The organism is Mesorhizobium sp. CA8 (assembly GCF_020164955.1).
Lineage (GTDB): Bacteria > Pseudomonadota > Alphaproteobacteria > Rhizobiales > Rhizobiaceae > Mesorhizobium.
Genome location: NZ_JAIUHG010000021.1, coordinates 75725 through 91248, shown reverse-complemented (window position 1 = coordinate 91248; position 15524 = coordinate 75725). Strand labels below are relative to the sequence as shown.

Here is a 15524-nt window from a genome sequence, read left to right as displayed (position 1 = left end):
CAATGATAGGGCGGCTAGCGAGCCGCCCTTTTTCGTGCCTGCCAATCCTGGCGCGACAGCCTGTACATGACATGCCGCTTGAGATGCGGGTGGCTGTCGGGAACGCTCGGATGGTCGAAATCGCCGCCTGGATCGGCTCGCATGCCGAGCCGCTTCATGACGGCGATGGAGCGATGGTTTTCGGCGACGGCGAAGGAGACGATCTCCTCCAGCCTCAGCGTTTCGAAGCCGAAGGCGAGCCAGGCTTCCGCTGCCTCGGTGACATAGCCCTTGCCCCAGAATTCCGGCGCCAACCGCCAGCCGACCTCGATCGTGCCGTCCGGTAGCGATGGCACATCATCCGTATCCAGGAGACCGACGAAGCCGATGCATTCGCCGGTGGCCGCGATCTCGGCGGCGGCGAAGCCGTAGCCATCCTCCTCGATCCAGCCGCGGAATTCGTCCATCATGGCGTCGGCGGTCGCGCGGTCGCGGCGGAACGGGAAGAACTCCATCACGCGCTGGTCGAAGTTGATGCGGTGCAAGAGCGCGCGGTCGCGATCCTCCCAGTTGCGCAGGATCAGGCGCTCGGTGCGGATCGGCGTCATCGGAGACCTCACAAGACGAACTCGTCCCGGCGATAGCCCTGGAGATAGAGCAGCGCGGTCAGGTCGCCGTGGTCGATGCGGATGCGGGCCTGTTCCGCCACCGCCGGCTTGGCGTGAAGCGCGACGCCGGTGCCGGCAAGACGGATCATATCGAGATCGTTGGCGCCGTCGCCGACCGCGATGGAGTCCTCGGTCGTCAGCCCGAGCCGTGCCGCGATGTCGAGCAATGCTTCGGCCTTGGCGGCGCGGCCGAGGATCGGCTCGGCCACCATGCCGGTGAATGTGCCGTCCTTCTCCACCAGGCGGTTGGCCCGGTTTTCCTGAAATCCCAGCATGGCGGCGATACGGCTGGTGAAGACGTCGAAGCCGCCGGAGACCAGCGCCGTCCAGGCGCCGTTGGCGCGCATCGTTTGCACCAGGGCGCGGCCGCCGGCGGCGAGCGTCAGCCGATTGGCGATGATGCGGTCGACCACGTCGGTATCGAGGCCTTTCAGCAGCGCGACGCGCTCGCGCAGGGCGGGCTCGAAGGCGATCTCGCCATTCATCGAGCGCGCGGTGATCGCCGCGACATGATCCTTGACGCCGATCTCGTCGGCGAGCTCGTCGATGCATTCCTGGTCGATCATGGTCGAATCCATATCGGCGAGCAGGATCTTCTTGCGCCTGCCTTCGGCGGGCTGGACGATGACATCGACCGGTTCGGAAGCCAATGCAGCGCGCAGATTGGCGGTCATTTCGCCGATATCCGGCGTCTGCGGCAAAACGAGATCGCAGGCGACGTCCTCAGCCAGCCACCGAACGGCGCTTGCGCCGGCGGCCCGCAAGGCCATATTCGCAAGCGAGGCCGGCACGGCGCGGGCTTCTGGACGGGACACTACAGTGGCGATCAGCGGCATCGAACATTCCGGCAGGCAGGCGGGCGAAGGCCGCATCAAGAACGCGATCCTGATAGCCGGGCCGACAGCCAGCGGCAAGTCGGCGCTGGCGCTCGATCTTGCCGAACGCAATGGCGGGGTCATCGTCAACACCGATTCCATGCAGGGCTATTCGGTGCTCGACGTCCTGACGGCGCGGCCGAGCGCCGCCGAAATGGCGCGCGCGCCGCATTTTCTTTACGGCCATGTGCATCCCTCGACGGCCTATTCCACCGGGGCGTGGCTGCGCGACGTGACGAAGCTGATCGACAAAGGCGTCCTGTCGGGCCGTCCGGTCGTTTTCGTCGGCGGCACCGGGCTTTATTTCCGCGCGCTGGCGGAAGGCATCTCGGATATGCCGGACATTCCGGCGGCTGTCCGCGAGCGTTGGCGCTACGAGCTCAAGGAACAAGGGGCCGAAAGGCTGCATCGCCTGCTGATGCACGAGGACTCGGCTATGGCCATGCAGCTCAGGCCGACGGATGGCCAGCGTATCGTGCGGGCGCTCGAAGTGCTCGACGCCTCGGGGCGCTCGATTCTCGAATGGCAGGCGGCGCGCGGCCGGCCGCTGATCGATCGCGGCAGCGCGCGCTTCCTGGTCATCGAGCCGGATCGGCAGCAACTGGTGCTACGCATCGAGGCGCGTTTCGACCAGATGCTCGACAAGGGCGCGCTCGACGAAGTGCGTCAGCTCATCGCGCTCGACCTCGATCCCGACCTGCCGGCGATGAAGGCGATCGGCGTGCGCGAGCTGCGGGCGGCGATGGCCGGCCAGTCAAGTTTTTCCGAAGCCATCGAACGCGCCAAGATCGCGACCCGGCAATATGCCAAGCGCCAGTCGACATGGTTCAGGCACCAGCTGGGCGCGGAATGGCGCAGGCTACGGCCGGGCGACGAGTTGGCACTCCTGGACTGACCAAAGCTTTTCAATCAGCGCCTTAAAATCGCCGGTTCCAATTCTCGCTAAAGTTGTTCGGATTAACGGTCCGTAAGGTCGGCCGTGCCATAACCTTTGGGGGCTACAGTGCCGCGGGGAGTTGATGCGTTTCCATAAGGCGGAATCCGCATTTTTCGTCTTTATTTTTGTGATCCTGGCCGCGGGCTTGGTGACCTTCCATGCCTATGGCCAATTGCAGGACATCGCCGCCGACCTCGATGCCGCATCGCGCGTCGACAAAATCGTGTATCTCAACAAATTGCTGTTCGTTACAGGCGCTTTGCTGGCGACCGCGCTGTTCTTCGGCAGCTTCTTCATCTACCCGCTGATCCGCGGCCAGGTGCGGGAAGAGGGCAAGCTCAGGGCCATGACGGTGTCGCTCAGCGCCCGTTCGCAGACGCTTGAGCAAGCGGCGCTCACCGACAGTCTGACCGGCATGCAGAACCGCCGTTATTTCGACGATGCGCTGCGCGAATATCTGCAGGAGTTTCGCCGAATCGACAGGCCGGTCGGGCTGATGATCCTCGATCTCGACCATTTCAAACAGGTCAACGACACGCATGGTCACGATGTCGGCGATGAGGTGCTGAGAGCCGTCGCCGCCTGCCTCAGAGGCATGACGCGCTATCACGACGTGGTGGCGCGGTTGGGCGGCGAGGAGTTTGCCGTCGTCACCCCCAATATGGATGTCGAACTGCTCGCCCGCTTCGCCGAGCGCATCCGCAAGGCGGTCGCCAACCTGTCGATCATGTCGGGCAATGTGCGGCTGAAGGTCACCACCAGCGTCGGCCTTGCCGTCTGGGACCACAAAGAGAGCGCGGAGGATTTCTATCGCCGCGCCGACCGCCAGCTCTATGAGGCGAAGAAGCAGGGCCGCAACCGCGTCTGCGCCTAAAATTCCGACATGAATTCATGAGGCCGGTCAACTGACGCGCCTTTCTCGGCTTCCGGTGCTCACGGACTGTATATCCGCTCCGCTCCGGCTTCTCGAAGCCACGTCATTCGATCCGGCCTGATGAATTCTTGTTCGGAATTTGGCTGTGCTTGCGAAGCTGGTCATTCAATCGTTGAGCTGGCGCATGCCGAAGGTCGAGGGCTTCAGGCCGTAGCGCGTGTCGAAGTCGTCGTCGGGCTGCACGCGCGGGGAGTTGGCCGGCTTTTTGTAGTCCGGATCGCCGGCCTGGCGGCTCGAGTCCACGGTCTCGGCGAAAGCCATGGACTGCTGCGGCTTCGGCACGTTACGCAGCCGCTCGACGATCATGGCCAGATCGACGTCGTTGCCGTCCACGGAGGGCTCGATCTGCTCCCCCTTCGCGGTACCTGGGATGAACTCCTGCGGCAGCTTCTCGAACTTCAGCCGCATGGTCGTCGCCACGCCTTCGCCGAAGGCGATGGCTTCGCGCTGCCCCATCGAGGAGAGGAACGCCAGGGTCGAGGCCGACGAGTCGGCGATTGCCGAGCGGATGATCGCCTGGTCCTGCTCATTGGCGAGCCGCATGGCGAAGAAGGTCGAGCACTGCGACAGGATGGTCGGATCGAGCTCGCCCGGGCGCTGGGTGACGACGCCCAGATAGCAACCATATTTGCGGCCTTCCTTGGCGATACGCGACAGCGCGTGCCTGGTCGGCGCGAAGCCGAGGCGCGGGTCGGCCGGCATGTAGCGATGGGCTTCCTCGCAAAGCAGCAGCAGCTTCAGCCGGCCCTCGCTCCACAAGGCCAGGTCGAAGGCCAGGCGGGCCAGCACCGAGCAGACCGAGTTGACGACTTCCGAGGGCATGCCCGCCATCTCGAAGCAGGTCACCGGGCGGCCATGATTGGGAACGCGGAAAATATTGCCGATCGTTTCGTGGATCGTGTCCTCGATCAGGCGCGAATTGAACATGAAGCGGTAGCGCGGGTCGGCAGCGGCCGATTCGATGCGCGTCTTCAGCGACTTCAAGGTCGGGCGGTCGTTCTTGGCCTCAAGCATGCCCATGCGCTCGTCGATCTGCTTGATGAGATCGGCAATGCGATAAGGCACCGGCGTGTCCGCGGTCAGCGCGTCGCTGCCGCGCCTGATGTAAGTTCCGGAGCTCGGGTTGCGGTAGAGGTTCTTGGCGGCCGGGATCAGGTCGCGCAGGACATCTACTTCCTCAGGCACCGTTTCGCGGCCGCGAAACAGCACTTCGGCGAACTCCTCGAGCCTGAACATCCAGAACGGCAGGTCGAGCGTCTTGGAATCGACCTTGACGCAATATTCCGGCAGCGAGGCAGCAAACTCGTTATGCGGGTCGAGGATGAGCACGCGCAGGTCGGGGCGCGATGCGATCGTCTTGCGCAAGAGCAGCGACACGGCCGTCGATTTGCCGACGCCGGTGGTGCCGACGATGGCGAAATGGCGCGCCAGCGTGTCGTCGATGGCGATGTTGGCAGCGATCGACTCATCCTGCGACAGCGTGCCGATGGTCACCGAATAGCGCCCGGCCAGGTCGTAGACCGCCTGCAGGTCGCGGGTTCGGATGCGGTGAGCAATGGCCCCGATATGCGGATAGGTGGTGATGCCGCGGTCGAACACCGGCTTGGCGCCGGGCTCGACGCCGTCGCGCACTTCGCCGACCAGTTCAACGCTGACCTCGATGAGATTCTGCCCGTCGGGGTTCCAGGCGCGGTCCGACTTGCCGATGGCATAAACAAGGCCAACCGTTCTCGTTGAGCCGAGATTGATGGAGATCATCCTGCCGACGGTCCAGAGGCCGGTGACTGTGCCCTCGGCGTCTTCCGCATGGGCGCTGATGGTGGCGCGCGCGCCGTCGCATTGCACGACATTGCCCAGAATGCGCTTGTCGTTCTGTTGGATGTTGCGGCGTTCCTGCGAGGTCGGTTCCCCGACGGAGGCTTCGCGTTCAACAAACATAGTGCGCTGGTCCCATTCCCCTGGAGCAGGAACCCTATCCAATCGGGGTTAAAGTCAGGTGAGGTCGGATGGTGTAGGCAGCGTTAAACCAGCCGCGATAATTCGATCGAATAGGCTCTTCCCGGTTTGCGGAATTCCGATATATTGGACGAATGATCGATATATCGAATAACATCACAGCCACGATCGGCAGGCGGATACACTCCGAAAGGACGGTGAGGAACTGGTCGCTGGCCGAATTGGCGGAGCGTTCGGACGTCTCGAAGGCGATGCTGAGCGCCATCGAACGCGGTACGACCAGCCCGACCGCGGCGCTCCTGGTGCGGATCGCGGCGGCCTTCGGCATGACGTTGTCGACGCTGATCGCACGGGCCGAGATGCAAGGCGGCGGTGTTTCGCGCAGCGACGAGCAGCCGGTCTGGCAGGATCCGGCAACCGGGTACATCAGACGGCATCTATCGCCGGCATCGCAGATGCCGCTGGAACTGGTCAGGGTCAGCCTTCCGGCAGGTGCCAAGGTTAGTCTCCCGGCGGCATCATACGCCTTCATCAAGCAGCAGATATGGCTGATCGACGGAAGGCTGGATTTCACCGAGGGCGATGTGGTGCACAGGCTCGAGCCCGGTGACTGCCTGGCGCTGGGCGCGCCCTCGGATTGCGTCTTTCATGCTCCCGGACCGGATGCTGCGGAGTATCTCGTGGCGCTGGTCAGGGACTGACCCCGATGTCTCGCCGGCCAAAACGCTCGCACAATGGCGGGCCGCCGCTCGATGACTACGATGGCCCGCCCTGGGGCAAGGGCGATGCCTATACCTTCATCGCCTGGCGCGCCGCCCACGACAAGGCCTGGAAGGCGCCAAGCCACGCCGTCATGCTGATGCGGCTGGAGAGGGCCGAACGGCTCGGCCTGACCTATGAGGAATATACGCTCGAGATCTTGGAGCGTGGCCGCCATCTCAGCGAGGACGACGCCGACCGCATCGCCGAAATCCGGCGGGCACGACGACGGAAACGCATCAGCCATTTCGAATGACCTGTTCCCGATGTTTTTTCGTCACCTGGAGAGCACCAGCATGAATTCCCTTGAAATCCGGGCGTTGAGTGACGATGCGGCGACCATCGCGATGCTCACCGATCTGTTGATCGAGACGGTCGCCGCCGGCGGGTCGGTGAGCTTCATGCATCCGTTGTCGGCGGAGGCGGCGCGGGATTTCTGGCGCAAGTCGCTTGCCGCGGCCGCGCGCGGGGAAAGGGCGGTGCTGGGCGCATGGCGGAGCGATGCGCTTGCCGGCACCGTCACGCTGCTTCTCGACTTCCCGCCCAATCAACCGCACCGCGCCGAGATCGCCAAGCTGATGGCCGGCCGAAACCATCGCGGCAAAGGCGTGGCGACGGGCCTGATGCGGGCAGGGAGAAACTGGCCGTCGAGAAAGGCCGCACGCTGCTGGTGCTGGACACCGCCAGCGAAGAGGGCGCGGCCGGGCTTTATGAGAAACTCGGTTTCACCTTGGCCGGTGAGATCCCCGATTTCGCGCTCAAGCCCCACGGCGGGCTCACCGGCACTCTTATCTACTGGAAACGGATCGGAGCAGCGGCCGACACGCTATCCTGAACTTCCGGCAATGTGCGACAGGAGCCAGCCGCGGAAATCCTGCTCGGCGCCGGACAGTCGCGATGATGACGGTCTCGTCAGGAAATGGCCCGATGGGCTCGAAAGCTCGAAATCCGAAAGCCTGACGAGAACCTTGTCCTTGAGGGCCGCGTCGATCAGCGGCCGCGAGCCGAGCAGTGCTCCGGCGCCGGCCTTCGCCGCTTCCATGGCGGTGACGAAACTGTCGAAGCGATGCGAGCGACGGGAATGGCCTGCAAGCCCCGCGGCGGCAAACCATTCCGCCCACATCTCGCGCGCGCCCGCCACCAGGAGCAGCGGCAACGACGTCCAATCGGCTTCTCGGGCGAACGGCGGAGCCGCGACCGGGACAAGCCGCTCGACCGTCAGCCGGTCGGCCTCGCGCCCGGGAAAGGACCCGTTGCCGAATCGTATGTCGAGCGCCGAGCCGGGCTGGTCGTAGTCGGTCGGCCGATGGATGGTCACCAGATCGAGCCGGATCTGCGGCAGCGCTTTTGCCAGCTCGGGCAAGGCCGGGACCAGCACCAGAAGGGCAAACGAGATCGGAACCCGGATCGAGACGGTCTGCACGGCGCGCGGCTCGAACAGCTCATTGGTGCTGTTGCCGATGGTCGCGAATGCCGACTGGATATGCGGGAGATAGGCCGCGCCCTCCGGCGACAATGCCACGCCGCGCGCCAGGCGAGCGAACAATCGAGTCCTGAGCCGCTCTTCCAGAAAACGGATGTGCTGGCTGACGGCGGCTTGCGTGAGCCCGAGCTCCGCGGCCGCGGCGGTGAAGTTCGACAGGCGGGCGGCAGCCTCGAAACTGCGCAGCCAGTCGAGAGGAGGCATCGTATCGAAAGCTATTCCAGCCATCAGGAATTTAGCGCCAATACCCGCAAAACGATAATTTGAATTATGCCTCTGGCGAAGCCAGCATGCAATCCGTGCCCCTAGTGGCGGGTAGAGGATGGGAGCTTTCGGGATATGTTGGCGACGGCAACGCTGGGCGATGGCGGACGAGTGATCGCGCTTGGCTGGAAGGACGGAACGGTGAGCCGCTTCCATGCCATATGGCTGCGCGACAATGCGCTGGACGACAAGACGCGCAGTGACGGCAACGGACAGCGGCTGATTACCATCCTCGATATTCCGGCGGAAACGCGGATCGGCGCGGCTGAGATCAAGGGCGGAGCGCTGGAGGTCACATTCGCTCCTGAAGGCAAGACCGCCAGCTTTTCCGCAAGCTGGCTCCGCGCTCATGCCTACGATCGCAAGGAGGCTCGCGAGCCTGGCTGGACGGGAAGCGACATAGAGCGCTGGACGAAAGCCACGATGCAGAATTCCGTGCCGCGCGCCGCCTATGCAGATGCCAGCAGGGACAGCAACGTCTTGCGGCAATGGCTGGCCGCGGTCCGCAGCTTCGGCTTCGCCGTCATGGACGGCCTGCCCGCCGAATCCGGCGCGCTGTGCAAGGTGGCGGAGCTTTTCGGCTATATAAGAGAGACCAATTACGGGCGCTGGTTCGAGGTGCGGGCCGAGGTCAACCCGAACAATCTCGCCTACACCAATCTCGGCCTGCAGGCGCATACCGACAATCCCTATCGCGATCCGGTGCCGACGCTGCAGATCCTCGCCTGTATCGAGAACACGGTGGAAGGCGGCGAATCCAGCGTCATCGACGGGTTCGCGGTGGCTGCCGCCCTTCAGTCGGAAAACCCGGACGGCTTCCGGCTGCTTTCTTCCTATCCGGCGCGTTTCGAATATGCCGGCTCGTCGGGCGTGCGGCTGCAGTCCAAGCGGCCGATGATCGAGCTCGGGCCCGATGGCGAGTTGGTCTGCATCCGCTTCAACAACCGCTCTCTGGCGCCGGCCGTCGATGTGCCCTTCGCCGAGATGGACAAATATTACGCGGCCTATCGCCGGTTCGCCGAGCTGATCGAGGATCCGGCCTTCGAGGTGACGTTCAAGCTCGAGGCGGGGCAATCCTTCATCGTCGACAACACCCGCGTCATGCACGCGCGCAAGGCGTTTTCCGGCAGCGGCAAGCGCTGGCTGCAGGGCTGCTACGCCGACAAGGATGGCCTGCTGTCGACGCTTGCGGCGATCGAGCATGGTTTCAGGGAGGCGGCGGAATGAACGAATTGAACGCAGGCAACATCGTCGAGTTCATCGCCGATATTTTCGAGCGTCGCGGCGCCGAATCCTATCTCGGCGAGGCGGTCACCATGTCGGAGCATATGCTGCAGGGCGCATGGCTGGCCGAGCAGGACGGCGCACCGGAGGAGCTTGTCGCGGCCGCGTTGCTGCACGACATCGGCCATTACACCAGCGAGTTTGGCACCTACTCGCCCGACGACGTCGAGGACAAGCACCATGACGAGGCGGGCGGCGAGGTGCTGGCGCCGTTCTTCCCGCCGGTTATCGTCGAATGCGTCAGGCTGCATGTCGCGGCCAAGCGCTATCTCTGCGCCACCGATCCGACCTATTTCAGTAAGCTGTCGGCGGCTTCGGTGCATACGCTGTCGCTGCAGGGCGGGCCGATGAGCGCGGAGGAGGTGGCTGAGTTCCGCAGCAATCTCTTCCACGACGAAGCGGTGCGCGTGCGCATCTGGGACGAGGGCGGCAAGGTCGCCGACATGAAGACGCGTGCCTTCCGCGACTACGTGCCCTTGCTCGAGCGGGTGGTGAAGAAGTTCGCGGCTGAAAAGGCGGCCTAGATGGCCGAAAACGGCCGGCCGGGCTTCTGCCACCCGCGAGAGCGCCGTGCGTCAGCTCTTGTGGTAGACCTCCTGCAGCCCGTAGACGGGCGTCGGCAGGCCAACTTGGCGCGCCTTCAGCTGCAGCGACAGATACTGCGAATAGTGGCGCGACTGGTGCAGGTTGCCGCCGTGGAACCATAGCGCTTCCTGCTGCGTCGGTTTCCACATGTTGCGCTGCTCGCCCTCCCAGGGACCCGGATCCTTGGTGGTGGCGGAGCCGAGGCCCCAGACCTTGCCGACCTTGTCCGCTACATCCTGCGAGATGAGGTCGGCGGCCCAACCGTTCATCGAGCCGTAGCCGGTGGCATAGATCACCAAGTCAGCCGGCAATTCGGTGCCGTCGACGAATTTGACACCGGTTTCGGTGAGTTCCTGCACCGCGGCGCCCGGTCCGCTCTTCAGCTTGATCGAGCCGTCGATGACGAGGTCGCAGGCGCCGACATCGATATAATAGCCGGAGCCGCGGCGCAGATATTTCATGAACAGGCCCGAGCCGTCATCGCCCCAGTCGAGCACGAAGCCGGCCTTTTCCAGGTCGTCGTAGAATTTCGCGTCGCGCTCCTTCATCTGCTGATAGAGCGGGATCTGGAACTCGTGCAGGATGCGGTAGGGGAGCGAAGCGAAGATCATGTCGGCCTTGCCGGTCGTCATGCCATTCTCCACCGCCTGCTCGGAGTAGAGCGCGCCAAGCCCGATATCCATCAGCGTGTCCGACCTGACGATGTGGGTCGACGAACGCTGCACCATGGTCACGTCGGCGCCGCCTTCCCACAGCGCCGCGCAGATGTCATGCGCCGAATTGTTGGAGCCGATGACCACCACTTTCTTGCCGCGGTATTTGTCCGGGCCGGGATGGGTCGAGGAGTGCTGCTGCTCGCCCTTGAAGATGTCCTGGCCTTTGTATTTCGGCCAGTTCGCCTTGCCCGACATGCCGGTCGCCAGCACCAGCTGTTTCGGCTTCAGCACGATCTCCTTGCCGTCGCGCTCGACGACGACCGTCCATTCCTTGGCCTTCTCGTCGTATTTGGCGGATTTCGCTGATGTGGAGCTCCAATAGTTCAGCTCCATCACCTTGGTGTACATTTCCAGCCAGTCGCCGATCTTGTCCTTCGGCGCGAAGACCGGCCAGTTCTTCGGAAAGTCGATATAGGGCAGGTGATCGTACCAGACCGGGTCGTGCAGGCAGAGCGACTTGTAGCGCTTGCGCCAGGAGTCGCCCGGACGCTCGTTCTTCTCGACGATGATGGCCGGCACGCCGAGCTGCTTCAGCCGGGCGCCGAGCGCGATTCCGCCCTGGCCGCCGCCGATGATGACGACATAGGGTTGCCTGGTGTGGCCGAGCTCGGCGATCTCCTCGTCGCGCTCCTCACGCCACGTCTTGCGGCCCTTGCCGTGGCCATGCTTGGCGCCGAGCGGGCGGGTGAAGCCCGCTTTCTCCTCATGGCCCTTCAGCTCCGCCATGGTGGTGAGCAGGGTCCAGATCAGGTCGCCCTTGAACCGCACGAGGCCAAAGCCGCGCGCCACACTCGTCTCGAAGGTGATCCAGGCGGTGGTGACCCCGCCGTCCTCGCTCGCTTCCTCGCCCTTGGCCACCGCCCAGCCCGTCGGCTTGGTGCTGGCCAGCGTCGCCTGCAGCATGTCGCGGATCTGGTCCTGGCCCTCCATCGTCTTCAGGTTCCAGGTGAAGGTGACGAGGTCGCGCCAGTAGCAATCGGCCTGGAAGCAGTTGACGGCGCTGTCGATGTCGCCGGCTTCCAGCGCCTTGCCGAACTTGTCGAGCAGCGCCTGCGCCTTGGTGGTGGGTGTCCTCTCGAGCATTTGTTCTCCTCCACTTTGCTAGAGTCCGGCATGAGCAGTAGCGGCGTGCCAATCGTGACGCTCATAAAGGGTTACAATGAAATCAACCTGTTAAGACGATATAGGCTTCGGTCGGCCGTGCCGGGTCGAGCCGATGAGTGTCGATGCAGCGCAGCCAGGATTGGACCACGATATCGACGCGAGACGATCGCACGCCGGACAGCACCTCTTCGATCTCGCGTATATGCTCCCGCTCGCCAGCCATGCGTCCTCCTCGCACGTCTTTTGCCCGCGCATAGTGGTGTGTCGGAGAGGCACGCTCAACTGTACTATGGTAGCTGTACGATGGGAGTGCGTCGGCGCCGTTCTCACAGACGGGTGAATTCGCACGGGACCCCATTGACGAGCCCGCGTTTTGGCCCTTATTGTCCGCGCCCATGAAAACGGCACTCATTCTCGTAGGCTGGCGCGTGGGCAAGGCGGTGTAACCGCCGGGCGAAAACCTCCCATGCGCATCCCACAGGCTCCCTCGGGGGCCTTTTTTATTGCCTTCAACCAACTTAACGAGCAGCAAATCGCCAGACGGCGGACAGTACGGGACCAGACCGATGAGCAACGGACAGAACGAGCGGCGCGAGATGACAGGCGCGGAGATGGTGGTGCAGGCGCTGAAGGACAACGGCGTCAAGCATGTCTTCGGCTATCCGGGCGGCGCGGTGCTTCCGATCTATGACGAGATTTTCCAGCAGGACGAGGTCGAGCACATTCTGGTCCGGCACGAACAGGGCGCCGGCCACGCGGCCGAAGGCTATGCGCGCTCGACCGGCAAGGCCGGCGTGCTTTTGGTGACGTCCGGCCCCGGCGCCACCAATGCGGTGACGCCGCTGCAGGACGCGCTGATGGATTCGATCCCGCTGGTCTGCCTGACCGGCCAGGTGCCAACCTCGCTGATCGGCTCCGACGCCTTCCAGGAATGCGACACGGTGGGCATTACGCGGCCCTGCACCAAGCACAACTGGCTGGTGAAGGACGTCAACCAGCTCGCCGCCACTATCCATGAGGCCTTCCATGTCGCGACGACGGGGCGTCCCGGCCCGGTCGTGGTCGATATCCCGAAGGACGTGCAGTTCGCCAAGGGCATCTACGTGCCGCCGCAGACGGCGCCGCGCACCAGTTACCAGCCGAAGGTCCAGGGCGACCTGGAAAAGGTGAAGGCCGCCGTGGAGCTGATGGCGGGCGCGAAGAGGCCGATCATCTATTCGGGCGGCGGCGTCATCAATTCCGGCCCGGAAGCCAGCCATCTGCTGCGCGAGCTGGTCGACCTCACCGGTTTCCCGATCACCTCGACGCTGATGGGGCTCGGCGCCTATCCGGCGTCCGGCAAGAACTGGGTCGGCATGCTCGGCATGCACGGCACCTACGAAGCCAATATGGCGATGCATGATTGCGACGTGATGATCTGCATCGGCGCGCGCTTCGACGACCGCATCACCGGCCGGCTCAGTGCGTTCTCGCCGAACTCGAAGAAGATCCACATCGACATCGATCCGTCCTCGATCAACAAGAACGTCCATGCCGATGTCGGAATCCTCGGCGATGTCGGCCGCGTGCTGGAGGATCTGGTGCGGCTGTGGCGGGCGACCGCCAAGGTCGACAAGAAGGCGCTCTATCCGTGGTGGGAGCAGATCGCGAAATGGCGGGCGCGGGACTCGCTCGCCTACAAGATGAACAACGACGTGATCATGCCGCAATACGCGATCCAGCGGCTCTACGAACTGACCAAAGATAAGGACACCTACATCACCACCGAGGTCGGCCAGCACCAGATGTGGGCGGCGCAGCATTATCATTTCGACAAGCCGAACCGTTGGATGACATCGGGCGGCCTGGGCACGATGGGCTACGGCCTGCCGGCGGCGCTCGGCGTGCAGATCGCGCACCCGGATGCGCTGGTCATCGACATCGCCGGCGACGCCTCGGTGCAGATGACCATGCAGGAGATGAGCTCGGCGGTGCAGTATGAGGCGCCGATCAAGATCTTCATCCTCAACAACCAGTATATGGGCATGGTGCGCCAATGGCAGCAGCTGCTGCACGGCAACCGGCTGTCGCATTCCTACACCGAAGCGATGCCCGACTTCGTCAAGCTGGCGGAAGCCTATGGCGGCCACGGCATACGTTGCGACAAGCCGGACGAGCTCGACGACGCGATCAAGGAGATGATCTCGGTCAAGAAGCCGGTGCTGTTCGACTGCCGCGTGGCGACCCTGGCCAACTGCTTCCCGATGATCCCGTCGGGCAAGGCGCATAACGAGATGCTCCTGCCCGACGAGGCGACCGACGAGGCGGTCGCCAACGCCATCGACGCCAAGGGCAGGGAACTGGTGTAGCAGCCATCAAGGCGGGGCTATCGAGAGAAAGCCGTGCGCAAACAGAGAATTAGCTCAAAAGTCTGAAATCGAGATTCACCTTATGAACGCACAGCACCTTCAACCGACCGGCTCCGCCTATTTCATCGCCAAGGAAACCGAGAAGCCGGAAACGCACACGCTTTCAGTGTTGGTCGACAACGAGCCGGGCGTGCTTGCCCGCGTCATCGGCCTGTTCTCCGGTCGCGGCTACAATATCGAGAGCCTTACCGTTTCCGAGACCGAGCATGAGAAGCATCTATCGCGCATCACCATCGTGACGCGCGGCACGCCGCATGTGATGGAGCAGATCAAGCATCAGCTCGAGCGCATCGTGCCGGTGCACCGGGTGGTCGACCTGACCGTCCGTTCGCAAGAGCTTGGCCAGGAGCGGCCCCTGGAACGGGAGCTCGCGCTGGTCAAGGTCGCCGGCACAGGCGACGCCCGGGTCGAGGCGCTTCGTCTCGCCGATGCTTTCCGCGCCTCGGTCATCGACGCCAACACCGAGCATTTCATCTTCGAGATCACCGGCAAGGGGTCCAAGCTCGACCAGTTCATTGCCATCATGAAGCCGCTCGGCCTAGTCGAGATCTGCCGCACCGGCGTCGCCGCGATGAACCGCGGCCCGCAGGGAATGTGATGACCGAGGACGCTTTTGTAACCAATTTTACGGCCGGCTTTTGCTCGTCGCGTTGTTTTTTTCTGCCTCCGCATCGACTGGAAAAAGCGAGAGAAATCGAGTGGATTGACCAATTTCATATCTATGTGATCGTCCGTGCCCGGCGGGTGAGATTGGTCCCCAGTTCGATAAAATTCGACGGCGCGAAAGTGACCTACACTGTGAAGGTTGGGCATGATTTCTCAGAAAAATTCCATGATTTCGGTTTCCCGGAAGATTGGGGAATAAAGGAATTTGAAGCGACAGATGGCGGTGGGCGAAACTTCAGAATGGTTTCGGATAAAGGGCCAACTGGCGGAGACTTTCCGATGCTTTGGATGCTTAATGGAAAATTCCCAGAAGCTCGAATCCATGAGGTCGTATATATTGGTCAGGCATACGGTGCCGACGGACAACGCAACGTGATTGACCGTTTGTTGAGACACGAAACGCTTCAGAGGATTGTGGCAGAAAATGCTGCGGATTCCCCGGACACCGACGTGTACGTCTATGGCTTTCAATATCAGGACAACAACCAAGTCTTCATAACTTTCGACGGGCGAGACAAGTCGTTAATTGGTGACGAGCGCGATCGAGAGCGACTCATGAAAGCGCTTGATAACCCCATCGGCGACAAAGAGATGACTCAAATTGTAGAGGCGGGCCTTATACGTTATTTTCAACCCATATATAACAAGAAATTCAAGGAAATATTCCCGAATAGTGAATATGGTTTTTTGTCAGACCTGAAACACTTCGAATATGAAGGGTTTATAGTGGAAATTGACACGGAAGATTTGCATACTCGCCTAAAGTCTTCCACTTTTCCGGCCGGAAGCCACCATACCGCGACATATCAAATTAAACCTGGGTTTAAGATAAAGGGTTGGCTTGGCTTTATGGGACTGTTGGAAGGAACCGGCCTTCACCCATCAAGTGGGCCCATGTTCTAATAA

Annotated in this window: 15 protein-coding genes and 1 pseudogene; 10 read left to right on the top strand and 6 right to left on the bottom strand. The window is 62.7% G+C overall.

Going from position 1 to position 15524, the window contains the following annotated elements; genetic code table 11:
• Nucleotides 1-14 precede the first annotated feature (14 nt).
• Nucleotides 15-587 (bottom strand): GNAT family N-acetyltransferase, encoded by a 573-nt coding sequence (locus tag LB553_RS21680; RefSeq protein ID WP_224516343.1) that lies wholly within the window; start codon nt 585-587, stop codon nt 15-17.
• A gap of 8 nt (nt 588-595) precedes the next feature.
• Nucleotides 596-1483 carry a phosphoserine phosphatase SerB gene (gene serB, locus LB553_RS21675; RefSeq protein WP_224516342.1) on the bottom strand — a complete coding sequence of 296 codons (888 nt, stop codon included), beginning with the start codon at nt 1481-1483 and terminating at the stop codon, nt 596-598.
• Between serB and miaA the strand changes: the two genes are divergently transcribed.
• On the top strand, nt 1473-2417 hold the full coding sequence (gene miaA / locus LB553_RS21670) for a tRNA (adenosine(37)-N6)-dimethylallyltransferase MiaA (protein ID WP_224516374.1): 945 nt from the start codon (nt 1473-1475) through the stop codon (nt 2415-2417). The two genes, serB and miaA, sit on opposite strands and share 11 nt — an antisense overlap.
• A 124-nt stretch (nt 2418-2541) precedes the next feature.
• Nucleotides 2542-3333 carry a GGDEF domain-containing protein gene (locus tag LB553_RS21665; RefSeq protein ID WP_224516341.1) on the top strand — a complete coding sequence of 264 codons (792 nt, stop codon included), beginning with the start codon at nt 2542-2544 and terminating at the stop codon, nt 3331-3333.
• 165 nt (nt 3334-3498) lie between these two features.
• Here the strand turns inward: LB553_RS21665 and LB553_RS21660 are convergent, their stop codons facing one another.
• Nucleotides 3499-5331: an ATP-binding protein gene (locus LB553_RS21660; RefSeq protein WP_224516340.1), complete on the bottom strand. Its 1833-nt coding sequence runs from the start codon at nt 5329-5331 to the stop codon at nt 3499-3501.
• A 152-nt stretch (nt 5332-5483) separates the two neighbouring features.
• Between LB553_RS21660 and LB553_RS21655 the strand changes: the two genes are divergently transcribed.
• The 3 genes and pseudogenes from LB553_RS21655 to LB553_RS21645 all read left to right on the top strand — a co-directional run bounded on the left by LB553_RS21655 (nt 5484) and on the right by LB553_RS21645 (nt 6943).
• Nucleotides 5484-6050 carry a helix-turn-helix domain-containing protein gene (locus tag LB553_RS21655; RefSeq protein WP_224516339.1) on the top strand — a complete coding sequence of 189 codons (567 nt, stop codon included), beginning with the start codon at nt 5484-5486 and terminating at the stop codon, nt 6048-6050.
• A gap of 5 nt (nt 6051-6055) precedes the next feature.
• Nucleotides 6056-6364, top strand: coding sequence for a hypothetical protein (locus LB553_RS21650; protein WP_224516338.1), 309 nt, complete (start codon nt 6056-6058; stop codon nt 6362-6364).
• 40 nt (nt 6365-6404) lie between these two features.
• Nucleotides 6405-6943: pseudogene (locus tag LB553_RS21645) on the top strand (N-acetyltransferase family protein).
• On the opposite strand, the gene LB553_RS21640 reads toward LB553_RS21645, so the two are convergent.
• Nucleotides 6935-7819: a LysR family transcriptional regulator gene (locus LB553_RS21640; protein ID WP_224516337.1), complete on the bottom strand. Its 885-nt coding sequence runs from the start codon at nt 7817-7819 to the stop codon at nt 6935-6937. The pseudogene LB553_RS21645 and the gene LB553_RS21640 overlap by 9 nt on opposite strands.
• A 111-nt stretch (nt 7820-7930) precedes the next feature.
• On the opposite strand from LB553_RS21640, the gene LB553_RS21635 reads away from it, so the two are divergent.
• Together LB553_RS21635 and LB553_RS21630 are read left to right on the top strand one after the other, a co-directional pair.
• Complete coding sequence (locus tag LB553_RS21635) at nt 7931-9082, top strand: gamma-butyrobetaine dioxygenase (protein WP_224516336.1); 1152 nt, start codon at nt 7931-7933, stop codon at nt 9080-9082.
• Nucleotides 9079-9663: an HD domain-containing protein gene (locus LB553_RS21630; protein WP_224516335.1), complete on the top strand. Its 585-nt coding sequence runs from the start codon at nt 9079-9081 to the stop codon at nt 9661-9663. Before LB553_RS21635 ends, LB553_RS21630 begins: the two co-directional genes overlap by 4 nt.
• Before the next feature lie 51 nt (nt 9664-9714).
• Here the strand turns inward: LB553_RS21630 and LB553_RS21625 are convergent, their stop codons facing one another.
• Entirely contained in the window at nt 9715-11523 is a 1809-nt protein-coding gene (locus tag LB553_RS21625; RefSeq protein ID WP_224516334.1) for an NAD(P)/FAD-dependent oxidoreductase, read from the bottom strand.
• A gap of 82 nt (nt 11524-11605) precedes the next feature.
• Nucleotides 11606-11767, bottom strand: coding sequence for a hypothetical protein (locus LB553_RS21620; RefSeq protein WP_224516375.1), 162 nt, complete (start codon nt 11765-11767; stop codon nt 11606-11608).
• Nucleotides 11768-12110: 343 nt separating this feature from the next.
• Between LB553_RS21620 and LB553_RS21615 the strand changes: the two genes are divergently transcribed.
• The 3 genes from LB553_RS21615 (at nt 12111) to LB553_RS21605 (ending at nt 15521) form a co-directional block, all read left to right on the top strand.
• Nucleotides 12111-13892 (top strand): acetolactate synthase 3 large subunit, encoded by a 1782-nt coding sequence (locus LB553_RS21615; protein WP_224516333.1) that lies wholly within the window; start codon nt 12111-12113, stop codon nt 13890-13892.
• Between the two features lie 82 nt (nt 13893-13974).
• Nucleotides 13975-14550: an acetolactate synthase small subunit gene (gene ilvN, locus LB553_RS21610; RefSeq protein ID WP_224516332.1), complete on the top strand. Its 576-nt coding sequence runs from the start codon at nt 13975-13977 to the stop codon at nt 14548-14550.
• Nucleotides 14550-15521, top strand: a complete 972-nt coding sequence (locus tag LB553_RS21605) for a hypothetical protein (protein WP_224516331.1) — start codon at nt 14550-14552, stop codon at nt 15519-15521. Before ilvN ends, LB553_RS21605 begins: the two co-directional genes overlap by 1 nt.
• Nucleotides 15522-15524 lie beyond the last annotated feature (3 nt).